Origin of the sequence: Streptomyces sp. NPDC000348 (genome assembly GCF_042898795.1) — a bacterium.
In the GTDB taxonomy this organism is placed as follows: Bacteria; Actinomycetota; Actinomycetes; order Streptomycetales; family Streptomycetaceae; genus Streptomyces.
The window spans coordinates 170,589-186,669 of sequence record NZ_JBIAZD010000004.1; the positions used below are offsets into that span (position 1 = coordinate 170,589).

The following is a 16,081-nucleotide window of genomic DNA, read 5'->3' on the forward strand; positions in this document are numbered from 1 at the left end:
AGACATGAGCGACGACGCCACCACCCCCGCCCCCGACCGGATCCCCAACAAGGGCAAGCTGGCCAAGGACCTCAACGAGGTCATCCGCTACACCCTCTGGTCGGTCTTCAAACTGAAGGACGTACTGCCGGAGGACCGCGCCGGGTACGCCGACGAGGTCCAGGAGCTGTTCGACCAGCTCGCCGCCAAGGACGTCACGATCCGCGGCACCTACGACCTGTCGGGCCTGCGCGCGGACGCCGACCTCATGATCTGGTGGCACGCCGAGACCGCCGACCAGCTCCAGGAGGCCTACAACCTCTTCCGCCGCACCCGGCTGGGCCGTGCGCTGGAGCCGGTCTGGTCGAACATGGCGCTGCACCGGCCCGCCGAGTTCAACCGGTCGCACATCCCGGCGTTCCTCGCCGACGAGACGGCCCGCGACTACGTGAGCGTCTACCCCTTCGTGCGCTCCTACGACTGGTACCTGCTGCCCGACGAGGACCGCCGGCGCATGCTCGCCGACCACGGCAAGATGGCCCGCGGCTACCCGGACGTGCGCGCCAACACGGTGGCCTCGTTCTCGCTGGGCGACTACGAGTGGATCCTCGCCTTCGAGGCCGACGAACTGCACCGGATCGTCGACCTCATGCGTCACCTGCGCGGCTCGGAGGCCCGGATGCACGTCCGCGAGGAGGTCCCGTTCTTCACGGGCCGCCGCAAGGACGTCGCGGAACTGGTCGCGGGCCTGGCCTGATCAGGCGGCGGGCCGGTCCGCCCCGGCCCGCCGGTCCGCCGGCTCGGGTTCCGGGTGCGGTGCGCAGGAGGCGCGCCGCGCCGGGACCCGGCCCTCCAGCAGGTACGCCTCCAGGTGGGCGTGCACGCAGGCGTTGGCCCCGCCCGCCAGGCCGTGGCTGCCGGCGTCCCGCTCGGTCACCAGCGCCGACCCCGCCAGCCGCCGGTGCAGCTCCAGGGCGCCGTCGTACGGGGTGGCCGCGTCCCGCTCCGCCGCCAGGATCAGCGTCGGCGGCAGCTCACCGCTCCCCGCGCGCACGTCCAGCGGCCGCTGCCGGGGCGCCCGCCAGTAGGCGCACGGCAGGTTCGTCCACACATTGCCCCAGGTCTCGAAGGGCGCCCGGCGCGCGAGCCGGGTGTTGTCCCGGTCCCACACCGCCCAGTCCGTCGGCCAGGGCGCGTCGTTGCACTCCACGGCGAGGTACACCGCCCGCGCGTTCTCCGCCTCCGCCGCGGCCTCCCGGTACTCCTGGGCCTGCTCGACCAGCGGCGCGGGATCGCCCTTCAGATACGCCGACAGCGCCTGCGCGCGGTGCGGCCAGTGGTCGTCGTAGTACCCGGCCTTCAGGAACGCCGCCTGCAACTGCTCGGGCCCGACCTTTCCGCCCGCCGGCTCCTCCGCCAGCCGCGCACGAACCTTGTCGTAGCTGTCCTGCACCTCGCGCGCCGTGCTCCCCAGCCCGTACACGTCGTCGTGCCGGGCGGTCCACGCCCGGAAGTCCGCCCAGCGGTCCTCGAACGCCGCCGACTGGCCGAGGTTGTTGCGGTACCAGATCCGCTCCGGGGCCGGGTTCACCGCCGAGTCGAACACCATCCGCCGCACGTGCGAGGGGAACAGCGTGGCGTACAGCGCCCCGAAGTACGTGCCGTACGACGACCCCAGGAACGTCAGCCGGTTCTCGCCGAGCGCGGCGCGCAGGACGTCCAGGTCGCGGGCGTTGTTGAGGGAGTGGTAGTGCCGCAGCGCGTCGCCGGTCCGCTCGGCGCAGTCCCGCGCGTACGCCTCGGCCCGCGCGACGCGCTCCCGCTTGTACGCCGCCGAGGGGTGGACCGGCGCCTCCGAGGGGCCCTTGAAGAACGTCCCCGGGTCCGTGCAGGACAGCGGTGCCGAACGGCCCACCCCGCGCGGGGCGTAGCCGACGAGGTCGTACGCCGCCGCGACGCGCTTCCACCCGGGCAGCACGCCCATCAGGGGGAAGTACATGCCGCCGGCGCCCGGCCCGCCCGGGTTGTGGACCAGGGCCCCCTGCCGGGGCACCTTGCGCCTGCTGTCGTCGGGGTCCTTCCCGGTGGCCCGGACGCGGCTGACGGTGAGTTCGATCTGCTTTCCGTTCGGGCGGGCGTAGTCGAGCGGGACGCGGACCGTGCCGCACCGGACGGCGCCGGGGAGCTCCTGCTCGGCGGGGCACGCGCCGAAGTCGATGCCCTCGGCCGCGGCCCGCGCGGCGGCCGTCGCGGTGCCGCGCAGCTCGGCGGTGGGGGTTCCCGCGCCGGCCGGGGCGGCGGCCAGGGTGGTGAGCAGCAAGGACCCGGCGGCCACATGAACGGCGGCGGCGGTTCTCATCGACGATCCCTTCGGTGCACGACGGCGACAAAAGGGATGTTTCGTTCGTCGGTGGCGTGAGGCAAGCACCGCGCGCCGGGGTGTCGGCGTCAACGCCCCCGAGGAGGCGTCCGGTGCGCGAAGGCCGCGCGCAGTTCCGGTTCGCGCACCGCGCGGATGCCGCGCACGGCGACGGAGACGAGGTACGCACGGTCGTCACCGGCGTCACCGGTACCGCGGGGCAGGGCGCCCAGCAGACGCCGGCCGGCCGGGGAGGCCCAGGGTGCGTACGGGTGGACCTCGAACCGCGCGATGGCCAGACAGCCCAGCACGAGGATCAGCGGCAGCGCGAACCACAGCGCCACCAGAAGGCGCGGCATGTCCGACGGGACGGGCATGAGCAGGGCGGCCGCCCCCAGTCCCGCCACGGCCGGCACGGCGAGCCGCACCTGCCGCACCGCGTCCGCGACGGTCGTACCGGCACCGTCGGGCACCGCCAGCCCGGCGCCGACCAGCCGTTCGGCGATCCCGCGCACGGCGTCCGCGGTCGCCGCGGCGGCCCGCACCGGCGCGAGCGGCGACTGCCCCTGAGGCCCTATCGCCCCTATCACCGACCGTTCCATCTCGTCCCGCCCACGCGGATCGACCACCGTGGCCCAGCCGGTGTGCGCCAGCAGCAGCCGCCGCTGACGGGCCATCGCGACGAGCGTGAGGTCGGCGACCCGCCCGGGGCCACCGGACAGGAACGCGGCCTCGTACAGCGTCAGACCGCGTCCCGCCCCCGCGTCGTCGGAGTCGGCCTCGGCGGCGCCGCGCACGGCGGCCAGACACAGCCGCAGGCACGCCACGCCGGCGACGGCCCAGGCCAGGAGCAGGAGAGGGACCCAGAACATGAGTCGTTTGTAAGCGCGTGGCCGCGACGGCACCATGCCGTGTTCACGATCCGGGACGGAACGTCGTGGGTATGCGACGTTCCGCTCGGATTGTCGGACGACGGCGGTCAGTGCCGCAGCAGCACCCGCCGGGTGGCCCGCGCCAGCCGCACCGCCGGCCGGTGCGACCGCGGCTCCGGTCCCGACCGCTCCAGCCACCACGCCCGCAGCGCGCGCCGCACCGACGCGTCCCCCGGCCGCCCGGCCAGCACGTGCGCGGCGAAGTCCAGCGCGTCCCGCCGGTAGCCGCCGGTCATCGGCCGCGTCTGCGCGTACGCGAGGAAGGCGGCCCGGTACCCGTCCCCGAGGATCACCGGCAGCTCGGGCGCGACCTTGGCGACGACATCGGCCCGCTTGGCGGCGAGCGCCCGCGCCTGCACCCCCATCCGCACCCGGTCGAACCCCTCCGGTACGGGCGTCCCGGCCACCAGCGCGGACAGCACCGCGGTCTGCGCGAGCGCGAGCCGCTCCCGGGCGGCCTCGAGGGAGCCCCGCCGCGGCGCGGGGCGGACACCCACGGCCGGGGCCGCGCCCGCCTTCCGTCGCTCCGCCCCCTCCTCGACCGCCCGCCGGATCGCGCCCAACTCCCGCTCCATCTCCTCCGCCTCCGGGAAGTTCTCGTCCCGCTCCAGCAGCACGCCGGGAGGGGAGACCCGGGAGGCGAGGTCGGTGAGCACGTCGAGCACGGGCCGCGGAACGGGGTGGGCGTGGCTGTCGTGCCACACGCCGTCCCGCTCGAACCCGCCCGCGACATGGACGTACGCGATGGCCTCCAGGGGGAGTTCGGCGAGCGCCTTGGCCGGGTCCTCGCCCCGGTTGACGTGGTTGGTGTGCAGGTTGGCGACGTCGATGAGGAGCCGTACGCCGGTCCGGTCGGCCAGCTCGTACAGGAACTGACCCTCGGTCATCTCCTCGCCGGGCCAGGAGATCAGCGCGGCTATGTTCTCCACGGCGAGCGGCACGGGCAGCGCGTCCTGCGCGATACGGACGTTCTCGCACAGCACGTCGAGGGCGTCACGGGTGCGCGGTACGGGCAGCAGGTGCCCGGCCTCGATCGGCGACGAGGCGGTCAGCGCCCCGCCCGCCCGGACGAACGCGATGTGCTCGGTGACGAGCGGCGACCGGAGCGCCCCGGCCCGCTCGGCGAGGGCGGCCAGCCGCCCCCCGTCGGGCCGCTCGGCCCCGCCCAGCCCCAGCGAGACGCCGTGCGGTACGACGGTCACCCCCCGCTCGCGCAGCCGCACCAGCGACTCGGGCAGATGCCCGGGACACACGTTCTCGGCCACGACCTCGACCCAGTCGATCCCCGGCATGCCCTCGACGGCCTCCGCGATCTCCGGCCGCCACCCGATCCCCGTCCCCAGTCGCACCATCGTCCCCTCCTCCACCGGCATGTCCGGCCCCCCGTAGGTGAGGGGGATATGGCCCCCCGGCACCCCCGCGAACCGCGCCCCGGCCACCTTCAGAGCAACATTTGAGCTTCGGCCGGGCACGGGGTACGCCAGGCACGGGCCCGGCACCCGACGAGCCCGCCCGGCGGCCGCGCGCCGCGGTGGAGGGGGAGGCGTGGCCGAGAGGAGCGGGCCGTCGCGCCGTCCACGCGGGTCCTGCGGACGCGGCCCGCGGTGCCCCGAGCGGACACGACGGCCGCAGCCGCCCCCGGGGCCGGGAGAACCGCTCCCGGTCGCCGTTTCCTGAGCGATCTCCTTTCCGGCCGGGCTCGTTGACGTTCCCCGCGCTCGGTACTACTTTGCGGGAGCGCTCTCACCCCCCACATCCGCCGAACATCCTGCCCCGTGCGCCCGAGCCGTCGCGTTCGTCGAAGGGACGGCACGGGAATGCGCCGGGTCGTGTCAGGGCAGGAAGGCGCCTCACCCAGGGAGCAGTCCGCCCGTGAACCGTTCACGCAGACCCCGCCGACGGCGGTCCGCCGCGGTCCTCGCCCTCGTCCTCGCCTCGTGCGCGCTGCTGCCGCGGACCGCGTCCGCCGGTGACACGGCGAGCGCGGCCGGCATCTGCAACACATACTGCGACGGCCGTGACCCCGCCCTCTCCCCGGGCGACCGCACACCCGTCACGGCGACCGTCCACGCACGGTCGGTCGTCCTGCACTTCGACGACGCCGACGCGATGGGCTGGGCCTCCCTCGGCAACGGCGGTCCGGGCGACGAGGTCTGGCTCGACCGCTCCTTCGACGGCGGCCGGACCTGGAGTTCGGGAAGCCGGCTCGGCAATACCGGTGTTCCCCCGGGGCAGCGCGGGTGGCGCACCCTGATGTACAACGTGGACGACTGGGGCGCCCACGGCGTGGGCGCGCTGCGGGCCTGCGGCAAGGCCGGTGACCGCCCCGAGATCGCCTGCACACCCTGGGCCCGCACCACCTGGAACGCCGGCGACCGGCGCACCGCCGCGGCCACCGGGCTGATGACCTTCTACAACCACTCGACGGGCCTGTTCGACACCACCGGCTGGTGGAACTCGGCGAACGCGCTCACGGCCGTCATCGACAACATCCGCGTCTCGGGCATGGGCAGTTACGCGTACGCTGTCGCCCGCACCTACGACCTGAACGTGAACGCGCACGGCGGGCGGTTCCGCAACGACTACATCGACGACACCGGCTGGTGGGGTCTGGCCTGGGTGGCCGCCTACGATCTGACCGGCGACAGCCGCTACCTCGCCACCGCCCGCGCGGACGCCGACCACATGGCCGCCCACTGGGACACCACCTGCGGCGGCGGGGTGTGGTGGAGCACCGCGCGGACCTACAAGAACGCGATCGCGAACTCCCTCTACATCGAGCTCAACGCGGCCCTGCACAACCGGATGCCGGGGGAGAGGACCCACCTGGACCGGGCACGGGCCGGCTGGTCCTGGTTCCGGGGCACGGGCATGGTCAACGGCTCGCACCTGGTCAACGACGGCATCGACCTGGGCACCTGCCGCAACAACGGCGACACGGTCTGGTCGTACAACCAGGGCGTGCTCCTCGGCGCCCTGACCGAGCTGCACCGGGCGACGGGTGACGGCGCCCTGCTCGCCGACGCGCGGCGCATCGCCGACGCCGCCACCACCTCGTCCGCGCTGAACACGGCGGACGGCATCCTGCGCGACCCGTGCGAGAGCGGCGACTGCGGAGCGGACGGACCGTCGTTCAAGGGGGCGCACGTACGGGGACTGGGCGAGCTCGATGCCGTGCTCCCGGACCACCCGTACACCGCGTACCTCCGGCGTCAGGCCGACCGCGCCCACGCGAACGACCGCAACGCCCTCGGCCAGTACGGGCTGCGCTGGTACGGCCCGCTCGACACGGTGGACGCGGCACGCCAGCAGAGCGCGGTCGACCTGTTCAACTCCGTGACGTGAGCGACGCGTCCGCGGGGGCGGAAGGGGAGGAGGAGCCGTGTCCGCCCGGACTCACCGCAACGCCGGGTGGTCCGCCACCACCGTGCAGGAGCCCGGGGCGATCTCCGTGAAGCCCGCGTCGCGGACCGTGGGGAGGCCGCCGGCCGTCAGGGCGGGCCAGTGGGCGGGGTCGGCGGTGCGGACGGCGAGGGGGAAGCCGGTGGCCTGCCAGGCGGCGCGGGCCTCGTCGGTGAGTTCCCACCAGGCCAGTTGGGCGGCGTGGCCCGCCTGGGCCATGGCCTTGCCGGCCGACATGTCGAGGGTGGGGTTCAGCCAGAGGACGGGGGCCGCCGGGTCCGCCGGGGGTACGGGGTCCGGGTCGTCGAGGTCGGTGCCGGAGACCTGGAGGCGGGCCAGGTCCTTGGGCCAGCCGTCCAGGGGGACGGGCGGGAAGACGCGGACCTCCGCCGACTTGCCGGTGACCGTGATCCCCGGGAGGGCCTCCGCGCGGCGCCACTCCGCACCGCGCGCCCGGCGCACCACCTTGCGGATGCGGGCGTCCTGCCAGTCGCGCATCGCCCGCGCCCACTCGCCCTCGCCGACCGAGCGCTCGTCGGTCAGTATCACCAGCAACGCGCGGGCCGCCGTCTCCAGGGCGTCCGTACGGGCCGGGGGAGCCGCCCGCTCGATGCGGACCACCAGGGGCAGGACGAACTGGGGTGCCTCGTCGCGGGCGCCGGGGTCGGGGCGGAAGGGGCTGTCGGCGGCAGGGGTTCGGTTATCGCTCACGGGGCCAGTGTGCCAACCCGCGCGGGAGTGCCGTCAGCCCGAGCAGGACGTGCGCTCGGCCTCCCGCCATTCGCAGACCGGGCACAGCGTGATGCCCTTGTACGACTCCGGGTACTCCGTCGGCTCCCGGCACAGCACGCACGCCGCGTACGGCGGGCCGTCGGCCCTGGGCGGCCGGGTGACGTCGATCAGGCAGTAGTCGTCGTCGGTGTCGCTCATGACTCCAGCGTAGGGACTCCAGCGCGGGGACTCCGGCACAGGGGCTCCGGCGCAGGGCGGTTCAGCCCCGGCCGTTCGCCGCCGCGATCAGTTCGGAGACCTTCACGAAGCGGTAGCCCTGGCGGCGCAGCTCCGGGACGACGGTCCGTACGGCCCGTTCCGTCGTCGGGGCCGCGCTGCGGGTGCAGTGCAGGACCACCACCGAGCCGGGGCGTACGCCGTCCAGCACCTGCCGGGCCACCGCCCGCGCGTCCGTGGCGAACGCGTCGCCGCCCACCACGTCCCACTGCACGGCCGTCACACCGGCCGGGGTCAGCGCCTTGAGCGCGGTGCGGTCGTAGCAGCCGCCGGGGAAGCGGAAGTACGGCTTCGGGTCGGGTACGCCCGCCTTCCGGAACGCCGCGTACGCCCGCTCCACGTCCGTCCGCATCCGGTCGGCGGAGACGGTCGGCAGGCCGTAGCAGTCGCCGGTGAAGGCGTAGTGGCTGTAGGAGTGGTTGGCGACCTCGAAGAGCGGGTCCCGGCCGATGGAGCGGGCCTGGTCCGGGTACTCCTCGGCCCAGCGGCCCGTCATGAACACCGTGGCCGGCACCTTCAGCGCGCGCAGGGTGGCGATGAGCCGCGGGTGGTCGAACCGCTCGCCCGCCGCCGCCCTCGGACCCTGGTCGGCGGTCATGTCGGCGTCGAAGGTGAGGGCGACCGTCCGGTCGCCGGTGCGCGGGCCGTTGCGGAAGACCGGGGTCAGGCCGGACGGTCCCGGGGCGAGCGTGGCAGGCACCGGCGCCGAGGGCACGGCGGGCGCCGAGGGCGCGGGGCGGGGCGCCTGCGGGGCGGGGCGGGGGGCGGCGCAGGCGGCGAGCGCGGTGGCCAGCACGCATACGGCGGCTGCTCGGCGTACGAGAGTGATCACCGTATGACAATATGAGCGGCTTCTTGGTCTTTCGTGCGTCGTGCCCGGAAGCCGGTCCCCGTGTCACCCGGGTGGGCGTCCGCCCCGCCGCCTCAGATGTCGCGCCGCTCCAGGGGCCTCGTCGCCGGGCCCTGGATGACCTTGCCGTCCGTGTCGAAGCGGGAGCCGTGGCAGGGGCACTCCCAGGCGCGTTCGGCGGCGTTGAAGTCCACCAGGCAGCCCATGTGGGTGCAGCGGGCGGAGACGGCGTGCAGGGCGCCGTCGTCGTCGCGGTAGACCGCGAGCCGGCCCTCCTCCGTGCGGACCACGGCACCCTCGCCCGGCGGCAGCGCCTCCGCCGGCGGCGCCGGACGCAGCCGGTCGCCGACGAAGTGCTTGGCCACCTGCGCCTGGTGCTTCAGGAAGGACGGCGCCTCACGCACCGCGGAGGCCAGCCGGCGCGGGTCGTACAGCTCGCTCCACGCGCACTCCCCGCCGGTGATCTGCGCGGTCAGCAGCAGGCCCGCCATCATGCCGCCGCTCATGCCCCAGCCGCCGAAGCCGGTGGCGACGTAGGTGTGCCGGGCGCCGGGGTGCAGCGGGCCGACGAGCGGCACGGTGTCGGTGGGATCGTTGTCCTGGGTGGCCCAGGAGTGGGTGAGCTCCACGTCGGGGAAGTGCGTGCGGGCCCACGTGGAGAGACGGCCGAAGAGCGCACGCGTGTCGCCCGTGCCCGGCGTGAAGTGCTCACCGGTGATCACGAGGAAGCGGCGGGTGCCGTCCTCCCCGTAGGGAGCCGTGCGCACCGAGCGGGTGTTCTCCTCCGGGGTGATGTACATGCCGCCGGGGTCCTGATCGGCCGGGACCGGCCCGGCGACGACCAGTTCGCGGCGCGGGGAGAGGCGGGTGAACAGCAGCGCCCGGTCGAAGACCGGGTAGTGGGTGGCGACCACCACGTCCCGGGCCGTGACCGTCGCCCCGGCCGCCGTCGACAGGCGGTTCGGCGCGCCCTCCTCCAGGCCGAGGACGGTGGTGTCCTCGTGGATGCGCCCGCCGTGCGCGACGATGTCGTCCGCGAGGGCCAGCAGGTACTTGCGCGGATGGAACTGCGCCTGGTCCGTCACCTCGACGGCGCCCGCCACCGGGAACGGCAGGCCGGTCTCCGTCACGAAGGAGGCCGGCAGGCCCGCATCCCGTGCCGCCCGCGCCTCCGCGCGCAGTTCCTCCACCCGGTCCGCGTCACGGACGTAGGTGTACGAGCTGCGGCGCTCCCACGCGCAGTCGATGCCGAGCTCCTCCACGACCCGGGCGGTGTGCTCGATCGCCTCGGACTGCGAGCGGGCGTACAGCCGCGCGCCCTCGGCGCCCCGGGTGCGGCGCAGCTTGTCGTAGACCAGGGTGTGCAGGGCGGTGACCTTGGCCGTGGTGTGCCCGGTGACGCCGGCCGCGACCCGTCCGGCCTCCAGGACCGCGACGCTCTTCCCGGCCCGCGCCAGCTCCCGGGCCGTGCACAGTCCGGCGATGCCCGCGCCGATCACGGCCACGTCGACGTCGAGGTCCTCGGTCAGTGCGGCGTACCGGCCGCCCGGCGCGGTCTCGAGCCAGTACGAGCCCCCCGCGTGCTGCTTCTCCGTCATGCGACGCCGAGTACCCCGGTGCGTCCGGTTCACCGGCCGGGCCCTCCTGTTGCGCGGCGGCGGGCACGGGACTAACGTACAACCAAATGGTTGTAGATGGGATCGGCGAGACCGACGAAACCGTGGACCGGCTGTTCCACGCCCTGGCCGACACGACGCGGCGGGACATACTCCGTCGCTGTGTCCGGGGTGAGCTGTCCGTGTCACGTCTGGCCGCGGCATACCCGATGAGCTTCGCCGCGGTGCAGAAACACGTCACGGTGCTGGAGCGGGCCGGCCTGGTCACCAAGGAGCGACGCGGACGGGAGCAGCTCGTGCGCACCGATCCCGATGCGGTGGGCCGGGCGCGGCAGGCCCTGGACGAACTGGAGGCGGCCTGGCGGGCGCGGGTGGACCGGATGTCCGGTCTGCTCACCGGGGCCACCGGGATCACCGGGCGCCCCGCCGGCCCGCCCCCCGGACCCGGATCCGGACCCGAACCCGACGGCGACACTGCGAAAGGACCGGACGGATGACTGTCACCACCGTGGACGAGGACGTCGACAAGCTGACGCTCACCCTCATCGCCGACTTCACCGCTTCCGTGGAGCGGGTGTGGCAGCTGTGGGCCGACCCGCGGCTGCTGGAGCGCTGGTGGGGCCCGCCGAACTACCCGGCGACCTTCGAGGAGCACGACCTGACGCCCGGGGGCGGCATGAAGTACTACATGACCGGCCCGGAGGGCGAGAGGTACGGCGGCTGGTGGCGGGTCTCCTCGGTCACGCCGCCGACCGCCCTCGAGTTCACCGACGGCTTCTCCGACCAGGAGGGGAAGCCGAACCCCGAGATGCCGACCACCTCGGTACGGATGACGCTCACCGCGCTCGAGGGCGGCACCCGGATGGAGCTGCGGTCCGTCTTCGACACCCGGGAGCAGATGGAGCGGCTGGCCGAGATGGGCATGGTGGAGGGAATGAGCCAGGCCGTCGGCCAGATGGACGCGCTCGTCACGGGCTGAACCCCGCGGCGGGGCGGAGGGCGGCGCACCCGCGCGCCCTCCGCCCCGCGCGGGGCGCGGCTACCCGCCCCAGGGGCCCGTCACGGCGAACGTCGTGCCGGGCACGTAGCAGTTGACGTACATCGTGCGGCCGTCCGGGGAGAAGGTGACCCCGGCGAACTCGCCCCACTCCGGTTCCTCGGGGGTGCCGATGTTCTGGCGCCCGCGCGCCATCGCGTAGACCTCGCCCCGGCGCGTGACGCCGTAGACGTACTGGGCGCCTCCGCCGTCCTCGCACACCATCAGGCCGCCGCCGGGCGCGAGGCAGATGTTGTCCGGCGACTCGCCCGGCAGCCGGATGTCCGTGTCCGGACCGAAGACGATCACCAGGGTGAGGCGGTGCCGGTCCGGGTCGTAGCGCCAGATCTGGCCGTAGTGGTCGGCCGCCGACCCCTCGGTGCTGCGGGCGAAGGACGAGACGAAGTAGACCGAGCGTCCGCCCCAGTAACAGCCCTCCAGCTTCTGCGCGTGGGTGATGCCCTTCGGGCCGAAGTCCTGGTGGCGGATGGGCGTCAGGGCGGCCTGCGGGTCGGGCACGTCCACCCACTCGATGCCGTCGAAGCGGGCGCCGATGTCCTGGATCGAGGACAGGTCGGGCACCCCGGGCACCCGCATGGCCTGGAGCCGGCCGCCCGCGCGCAGCGAACCGGTGCCGCCCAGGGGCTTTCGGGGCAGGAAGCGGTAGAAGAGGCCGAAGGGCCGTTCGAAGGCGTCCTCGGTCTCGTAGACCACGCCCCGCCTCGGGTCCACGGCGACCGCCTCGTGCTGGAAGCGGCCCATCGCGGTCAGCGGTACGGCGCCCGTGCGGTGCGGGTCGGCGCCGTCGACCTCGAAGATGTAGCCGTGGTCCTTGGTGTAGCCGCCCGTGCCGGCCTTGTCCTCGGTCTCCTCGCAGGTCAGCCAGGTGCCCCAGGGGGTCGGTCCGCCCGAGCAGTTCACGGCCGTACCGGCGATCGCGACCCGTTCCGACAGCACCCGGCCGTGGTGGTCCAGGGTGAGCGCCGTACAGCCCCCCTTGCCCTCCGGGTCGTAGGTCAGGCCGTCGACCACCGGGACGGGGGTTCTGCCGTTCGCGCGGTTCTCGTGGTTGCGGACCAGGTGGACGCGCCCGTGGCGGCCGGCGAAGGCGGCCATGCCGTCGTGGTTGGAGGGGACCGGTCCCTCGCCGGAGCGCAGCGGGTCGCCCTCGCGGGAGAGGACCTCGTAACGGAAGCCCTTCGGCAGGTCGAGCAGTCCGGCGGGATCGGGGACCAGGGGGCCGTAGCCGCTGTGGCCGAGGTTCCGGGCGGCGGCGGTGCCGGTGAAGAGTTCGGAGAGGGCACCGGTGAAGGCGATGCCGATGCCGAGGGCGCCGGAACGGGCGAGCACCTGACGGCGGGTCGCGGGGGAGCCGGTGGCGGACCCGGTTTCTGACATGGGGAAACCTTCCTGCTGGCGGACAGGAACTGTGACCCGGTCGTGTCTATCACCTGGTCCGGGTCCCGGGAACCACGCGTGTAGCACGTGTCACGGGCCGGGGGTGCGGCCGTCGGGCCCCGGGCGGGCTTCCGTCACGTGGTCCGGCGCGTGCTGCTGGGCCCGTTCGAGGAAGCGGAGGAGTTCGACCGGGAAGGGCAGGACGAGGGTGGAGTTCTTCTCGGCGGCGACGGCCACGATGGTCTGCAGCAGGCGGAGCTGGAGGGCGGAGGGGGTCTCCGACATCTCCTGGGCCGCCTCGGCGAGTTTCCTGGACGCCTGGAGTTCGGCGTCGGCGTTGATGACGCGGGCCCGGCGTTCGCGGTCGGCCTCGGCCTGGCGGGCCATGGACCGCTTCATGGTGTCGGGCAGGGAGACGTCCTTGATCTCGACGCGGTCGATCTGCACGCCCCAGCCGATCGCCGGGCTGTCGATCATCAGCTCCAGGCCCTGGTTCAGCTTCTCCCGGTTGGACAGCAGGTCGTCGAGGTCGCTCTTGCCGATGATCGACCGCAGCGAGGTCTGTGCCATCTGGGAGACCGCGAAGCGGTAGTCCTCGACGTTGACGATGGCCGCCGAGGCGTCGACGACCTTGAAGTAGACGACCGCGTCGACCCGGACGGTGACGTTGTCCCGGGTGATGCCCTCCTGGGCCGGTACCGGCATCGTGACGATCTGCAGGTTGACCTTGCGCAGGTGGTCCACGCCGGGAATGACGAGGGTGAAGCCGGGCGGGCGCACGGCGCCGTGCAGGCGGCCCAGGCGGAAGACGACGCCGCGCTCGTACTGCTTGACGACCCGGGCTGCCGCCATGACGTAGACCGTGCCGGCGGCGGCTGCGGCAGCGACTGCGGTGAGGATCTCGTTGATCATGGTGACCTCCTGATCAGAGGTCTGCTTGTGTCCGCTTCTGCAACGATATGCCCGTTGTCCGGTACGGGGCCACGCCGGGGTGGGCGGCGGGGGGTGTTCCGCCCCCGCCGCCCCTTCCCTTCCCGTCCCGGGGGCTCCGCCCCGGACCTCCGTTCGCGCCCACGCGGCGGAGCCGCACATTTTCTCAGCCCCGCGCCCCGGAAGAGGCGCGCCTCCCCGCGCCGCTAGGGAGCCGCGACCGGTGTCTCCGTGAGTTTCACCGGGGCCGTGCCCGGTGTGCTGTGGCGTTCGGACCAGTTCCTCAGGGCCGTGTGGCAGGCGTGGTCCACGTGGTGGAGGCCGGTGAGGTCCAGTTCGACGGGGCGGTCCTGGGGGAGGGACTCCAGGGTGTCCAGGATCTTCGGGAGGCGCAGGAAGGTCGCGTTGCCCGACAGGTGCACCTGGATGGGGCCCGCCCCCTTGTCCACGACCTCCAGCTTCGCCTGCGAGGCCTCCCAGGCCGTCTTGACGACCGACAGGGCCAGACCGATCAGCACGCCCTCGAACATGTTCACCACGACGATGGACACGGCGGTGACCACCAGGATCAGCGCCTCGCCCCGGTGGCCCCGCCAGAGCGCGGCCACGGCCCGGAACGGGATCAGCTTCCAGCCGGCGTGGACCAGGATGCCGGCCAGCGCGGGCAGCGGGATCAGCGCCAGCGCGGACGGCAGCAGCGCGGCGAACAGCAGCAGCCACACGCCGTGCATCACCCGGGACGCCTTGGTCCTCGCGCCCGCCCGGACGTTGGCCGAGCTGCGCACGATGACCGCGGTCATCGGCAGCGCGCCCAGGACCCCGCAGACCGCGTTGCCCGCGCCCTGCGCCATCAGCTCCTTGTTGTACTGGGTGCGCGGACCGTCGTGCAGCCGGTCCACCGCGGCGGCGCTGAACAGGCTCTCGGCGGAGGCGATCAGGGTGAAGGCGACGATCGTGCCGAGGACACCGGCCTCCAGTCCGCCGAAGACGTCCGCGCCGGGCGGCTGGACGGCGTCGAGCAGGCCCTGCACCTCGACCGTCGCGACGGGGACACCGAACGCGAGGGTGACCGCCGTCGCCAGCAGGACCGCCGCCAGCGCGCCCGGTACGGCGCCGGCCGGGCCCGGTATCCGGCGCCACAGCACCATCACGGCGACGGTGCCCGCGCCGACCGCGAGCGAGGCGAGCGCCTCGGTGTCGCCGAGCGCGTCCACGGCGGCCCCCGGCAGCCCGAGGATCTTGTCGACGCCGGAGGCGGGCGCCGCCAGCCCGGCCGCCGCGTACAGCTGGCCCGCGATGAGCACGAGACCGATGCCGGCCAGCATGCCCTCGACCACCGAGAGCGATATCGCGCGGAACCAGCGCCCGAGCCGCAGCGCGCCCATGGCCAGCTGGAGCAGCCCGGTGGCCAGCACGATCACCCCGAGCGCGGGCAGCCCGTAGGTGTCGACGGCCTCGAAGACCAGTACGGTCAGCCCGGCGGCCGGGCCGGACACCTGCAGACTGCTGCCCGGCAGCATTCCGGTGACCAGCCCGCCCACGATGCCGGTGACCAGGCCGAGTTCGGCCGGGACGCCGGAGGCGACGGCGACGCCCACGCACAGCGGGAGCGCGACGAGGAAGACGACGAGTGAGGCGGCGAAGTCCTGCCGCAGATGGGGGAACTTGGACACGGCCGTGCTCACAGCGCTTCGAAGGAGTCGGTGTCCGCGCGGTGTTCGCGTACGGCTCCGGTGTGCACCTCGTAGTACCAGCCGCGCAGCCGCAGCAGGCCCGAGGCCAGCCGCTGTTCGACGCACGGGTACGAGCGCAGCCGCAGCAGCTGGGCCAGCACGTGGTGCTGGACCGCCTCGGCGCAGGCCGGGTCCGCCGCGTCGGCCGACGCCGGCTCGTCGGCGGCGTGCGCCAGCCAGTCGCGTACGGCGGGCACGCCGTTCAGGTCCTCGCCGCGCACCAGCGCGCCGATGGCCCCGCAGTGGGAGTGGCCGCAGACCACGATGTCCGTGACGCCGAGGACCCCCACCGCGTACTCGACGGTGGCCGCCTCGGAGGTGGGGCGTCCGGGGGTGTACGGCGGGACGATGTTGCCCGCGGTGCGCAGCTCGAAGAGCTCGCCGGGCCGGGCGCCCGTGATCAGGGCCGGTACGACCCTGGAGTCGGAGCAGGTGATGAACAGGACGTCGGGGGACTGACCCTCGGCGAGGCGGGCGAACTCCTCAGGGCGCTGTCCGAACGTGCGGGCGTTGTCGATGAGGGGCTGCATCTGGTGATTCCTCCTGGCGCGCGTGGGGACGCGTCGGACGGGCATGACAAAGGTCGGACTCCGCTGACCCATGGCCTTTGCCTCACGGAATGTGTGCACGTGTGCGAAGGGTGCGGGAAATGCGGAGAAGTGAAGCGCAGGTAAAGCGACAGTGAGCGGCCGGGGTGGGGCCGCGATCACCGGACCTTGGAACACGCTTGCTCCACAAGGTGGTTCACACCTCTTCCGCACACCAAGGCTTGGTCAACGGTTGGTCAAGAAACACGTTAACCCTGCAAAGTCGTTTGCAGGGTTAACTCAATGTTTCG

The 16,081-nt window shown here is 73.6% G+C and carries 15 protein-coding genes; 4 read left to right on the forward strand and 11 right to left on the reverse strand.

The features are described 5' to 3' along the window. Positions 1 to 4 precede the first annotated feature (4 nt). Positions 5 to 736, forward strand: a complete 732-nt coding sequence (gene hemQ, locus ACFY3N_RS10385) for a hydrogen peroxide-dependent heme synthase (protein ID WP_390816193.1) — start codon at positions 5 to 7, stop codon at positions 734 to 736. Here hemQ and ACFY3N_RS10390 read toward each other — a convergent pair whose 3' ends face one another. From ACFY3N_RS10390 to ACFY3N_RS10400, 3 genes are all read right to left on the reverse strand, one after another. Then, complete coding sequence (locus ACFY3N_RS10390; RefSeq protein ID WP_390816195.1) at positions 737 to 2,338, reverse strand: alpha/beta hydrolase; 1,602 nt, start codon at positions 2,336 to 2,338, stop codon at positions 737 to 739. It lies immediately after the preceding gene. A gap of 89 nt (positions 2,339 to 2,427) precedes the next feature. Beyond that, entirely contained in the window at positions 2,428 to 3,210 is a 783-nt protein-coding gene (locus tag ACFY3N_RS10395) for a TIGR04222 domain-containing membrane protein (RefSeq protein ID WP_390816196.1), read from the reverse strand. Positions 3,211 to 3,317: 107 nt separating this feature from the next. Beyond that, positions 3,318 to 4,622, reverse strand: coding sequence for a DUF692 family multinuclear iron-containing protein (locus ACFY3N_RS10400; protein ID WP_390816198.1), 1,305 nt, complete (start codon positions 4,620 to 4,622; stop codon positions 3,318 to 3,320). A 592-nt stretch (positions 4,623 to 5,214) separates the two neighbouring features. Between ACFY3N_RS10400 and ACFY3N_RS10405 the strand changes: the two genes are divergently transcribed. Further along, entirely contained in the window at positions 5,215 to 6,615 is a 1,401-nt protein-coding gene (locus ACFY3N_RS10405) for a glycoside hydrolase family 76 protein (protein ID WP_390816463.1), read from the forward strand. Positions 6,616 to 6,666: 51 nt separating this feature from the next. Here the strand turns inward: ACFY3N_RS10405 and ACFY3N_RS10410 are convergent, their stop codons facing one another. From ACFY3N_RS10410 to ACFY3N_RS10425, 4 genes are all read right to left on the reverse strand, one after another. Next, positions 6,667 to 7,383 carry an aminoacyl-tRNA hydrolase gene (locus ACFY3N_RS10410; protein ID WP_390816199.1) on the reverse strand — a complete coding sequence of 239 codons (717 nt, stop codon included), beginning with the start codon at positions 7,381 to 7,383 and terminating at the stop codon, positions 6,667 to 6,669. 33 nt (positions 7,384 to 7,416) lie between these two features. Continuing rightward, positions 7,417 to 7,602 (reverse strand): hypothetical protein, encoded by a 186-nt coding sequence (locus ACFY3N_RS10415; protein ID WP_390816201.1) that lies wholly within the window; start codon positions 7,600 to 7,602, stop codon positions 7,417 to 7,419. 61 nt (positions 7,603 to 7,663) lie between these two features. After that, on the reverse strand, positions 7,664 to 8,512 hold the full coding sequence (locus tag ACFY3N_RS10420) for a polysaccharide deacetylase family protein (RefSeq protein WP_390816202.1): 849 nt from the start codon (positions 8,510 to 8,512) through the stop codon (positions 7,664 to 7,666). Positions 8,513 to 8,604: 92 nt separating this feature from the next. Continuing rightward, positions 8,605 to 10,128: an FAD-dependent oxidoreductase gene (locus ACFY3N_RS10425; protein ID WP_390816204.1), complete on the reverse strand. Its 1,524-nt coding sequence runs from the start codon at positions 10,126 to 10,128 to the stop codon at positions 8,605 to 8,607. A gap of 86 nt (positions 10,129 to 10,214) precedes the next feature. Here ACFY3N_RS10425 and ACFY3N_RS10430 point away from each other — a divergent pair, with 86 nt between their 5' ends. Beyond that, the gene (locus ACFY3N_RS10430; protein WP_390816206.1) at positions 10,215 to 10,643 is read left to right on the forward strand and encodes an ArsR/SmtB family transcription factor; all 429 of its coding nucleotides are present in this window, start codon (positions 10,215 to 10,217) and stop codon (positions 10,641 to 10,643) included. Beyond that, entirely contained in the window at positions 10,640 to 11,125 is a 486-nt protein-coding gene (locus tag ACFY3N_RS10435) for an SRPBCC domain-containing protein (protein ID WP_390816208.1), read from the forward strand. Before ACFY3N_RS10430 ends, ACFY3N_RS10435 begins: the two co-directional genes overlap by 4 nt. Before the next feature lie 60 nt (positions 11,126 to 11,185). Here ACFY3N_RS10435 and ACFY3N_RS10440 read toward each other — a convergent pair whose 3' ends face one another. The 4 genes from ACFY3N_RS10440 to ACFY3N_RS10455 all read right to left on the reverse strand — a co-directional run bounded on the left by ACFY3N_RS10440 (position 11,186) and on the right by ACFY3N_RS10455 (position 15,773). Then, the gene (locus ACFY3N_RS10440) at positions 11,186 to 12,580 is read right to left on the reverse strand and encodes an alkaline phosphatase PhoX (RefSeq protein ID WP_390816210.1); all 1,395 of its coding nucleotides are present in this window, start codon (positions 12,578 to 12,580) and stop codon (positions 11,186 to 11,188) included. Positions 12,581 to 12,670: 90 nt separating this feature from the next. Then, the gene (locus ACFY3N_RS10445; RefSeq protein WP_390816211.1) at positions 12,671 to 13,492 is read right to left on the reverse strand and encodes a slipin family protein; all 822 of its coding nucleotides are present in this window, start codon (positions 13,490 to 13,492) and stop codon (positions 12,671 to 12,673) included. Between the two features lie 224 nt (positions 13,493 to 13,716). Then, positions 13,717 to 15,183 carry a SulP family inorganic anion transporter gene (locus ACFY3N_RS10450; protein ID WP_390816212.1) on the reverse strand — a complete coding sequence of 489 codons (1,467 nt, stop codon included), beginning with the start codon at positions 15,181 to 15,183 and terminating at the stop codon, positions 13,717 to 13,719. Positions 15,184 to 15,191: 8 nt separating this feature from the next. After that, positions 15,192 to 15,773 (reverse strand): carbonic anhydrase, encoded by a 582-nt coding sequence (locus tag ACFY3N_RS10455; RefSeq protein WP_390816213.1) that lies wholly within the window; start codon positions 15,771 to 15,773, stop codon positions 15,192 to 15,194. Positions 15,774 to 16,081: the final 308 nt, after the last annotated feature.

Coding starts and splice junctions, on each gene's coding strand:
- hemQ (WP_390816193.1), top strand. CDS start 5: ATGAGCGACGACGCCACCACCCCCGCCCCCGACCGGATCCCCAACAAG.
- ACFY3N_RS10390 (WP_390816195.1), bottom strand. CDS start 2,338: ATGAGAACCGCCGCCGCCGTTCATGTGGCCGCCGGGTCCTTGCTGCTC.
- ACFY3N_RS10395 (WP_390816196.1), bottom strand. CDS start 3,210: ATGTTCTGGGTCCCTCTCCTGCTCCTGGCCTGGGCCGTCGCCGGCGTG.
- ACFY3N_RS10400 (WP_390816198.1), bottom strand. CDS start 4,622: ATGGTGCGACTGGGGACGGGGATCGGGTGGCGGCCGGAGATCGCGGAG.
- ACFY3N_RS10415 (WP_390816201.1), bottom strand. CDS start 7,602: ATGAGCGACACCGACGACGACTACTGCCTGATCGACGTCACCCGGCCG.
- ACFY3N_RS10425 (WP_390816204.1), bottom strand. CDS start 10,128: ATGACGGAGAAGCAGCACGCGGGGGGCTCGTACTGGCTCGAGACCGCG.
- ACFY3N_RS10430 (WP_390816206.1), top strand. CDS start 10,215: ATGGTTGTAGATGGGATCGGCGAGACCGACGAAACCGTGGACCGGCTG.
- ACFY3N_RS10435 (WP_390816208.1), top strand. CDS start 10,640: ATGACTGTCACCACCGTGGACGAGGACGTCGACAAGCTGACGCTCACC.
- ACFY3N_RS10440 (WP_390816210.1), bottom strand. CDS start 12,580: ATGTCAGAAACCGGGTCCGCCACCGGCTCCCCCGCGACCCGCCGTCAG.
- ACFY3N_RS10445 (WP_390816211.1), bottom strand. CDS start 13,492: ATGATCAACGAGATCCTCACCGCAGTCGCTGCCGCAGCCGCCGCCGGC.
- ACFY3N_RS10455 (WP_390816213.1), bottom strand. CDS start 15,773: ATGCAGCCCCTCATCGACAACGCCCGCACGTTCGGACAGCGCCCTGAG.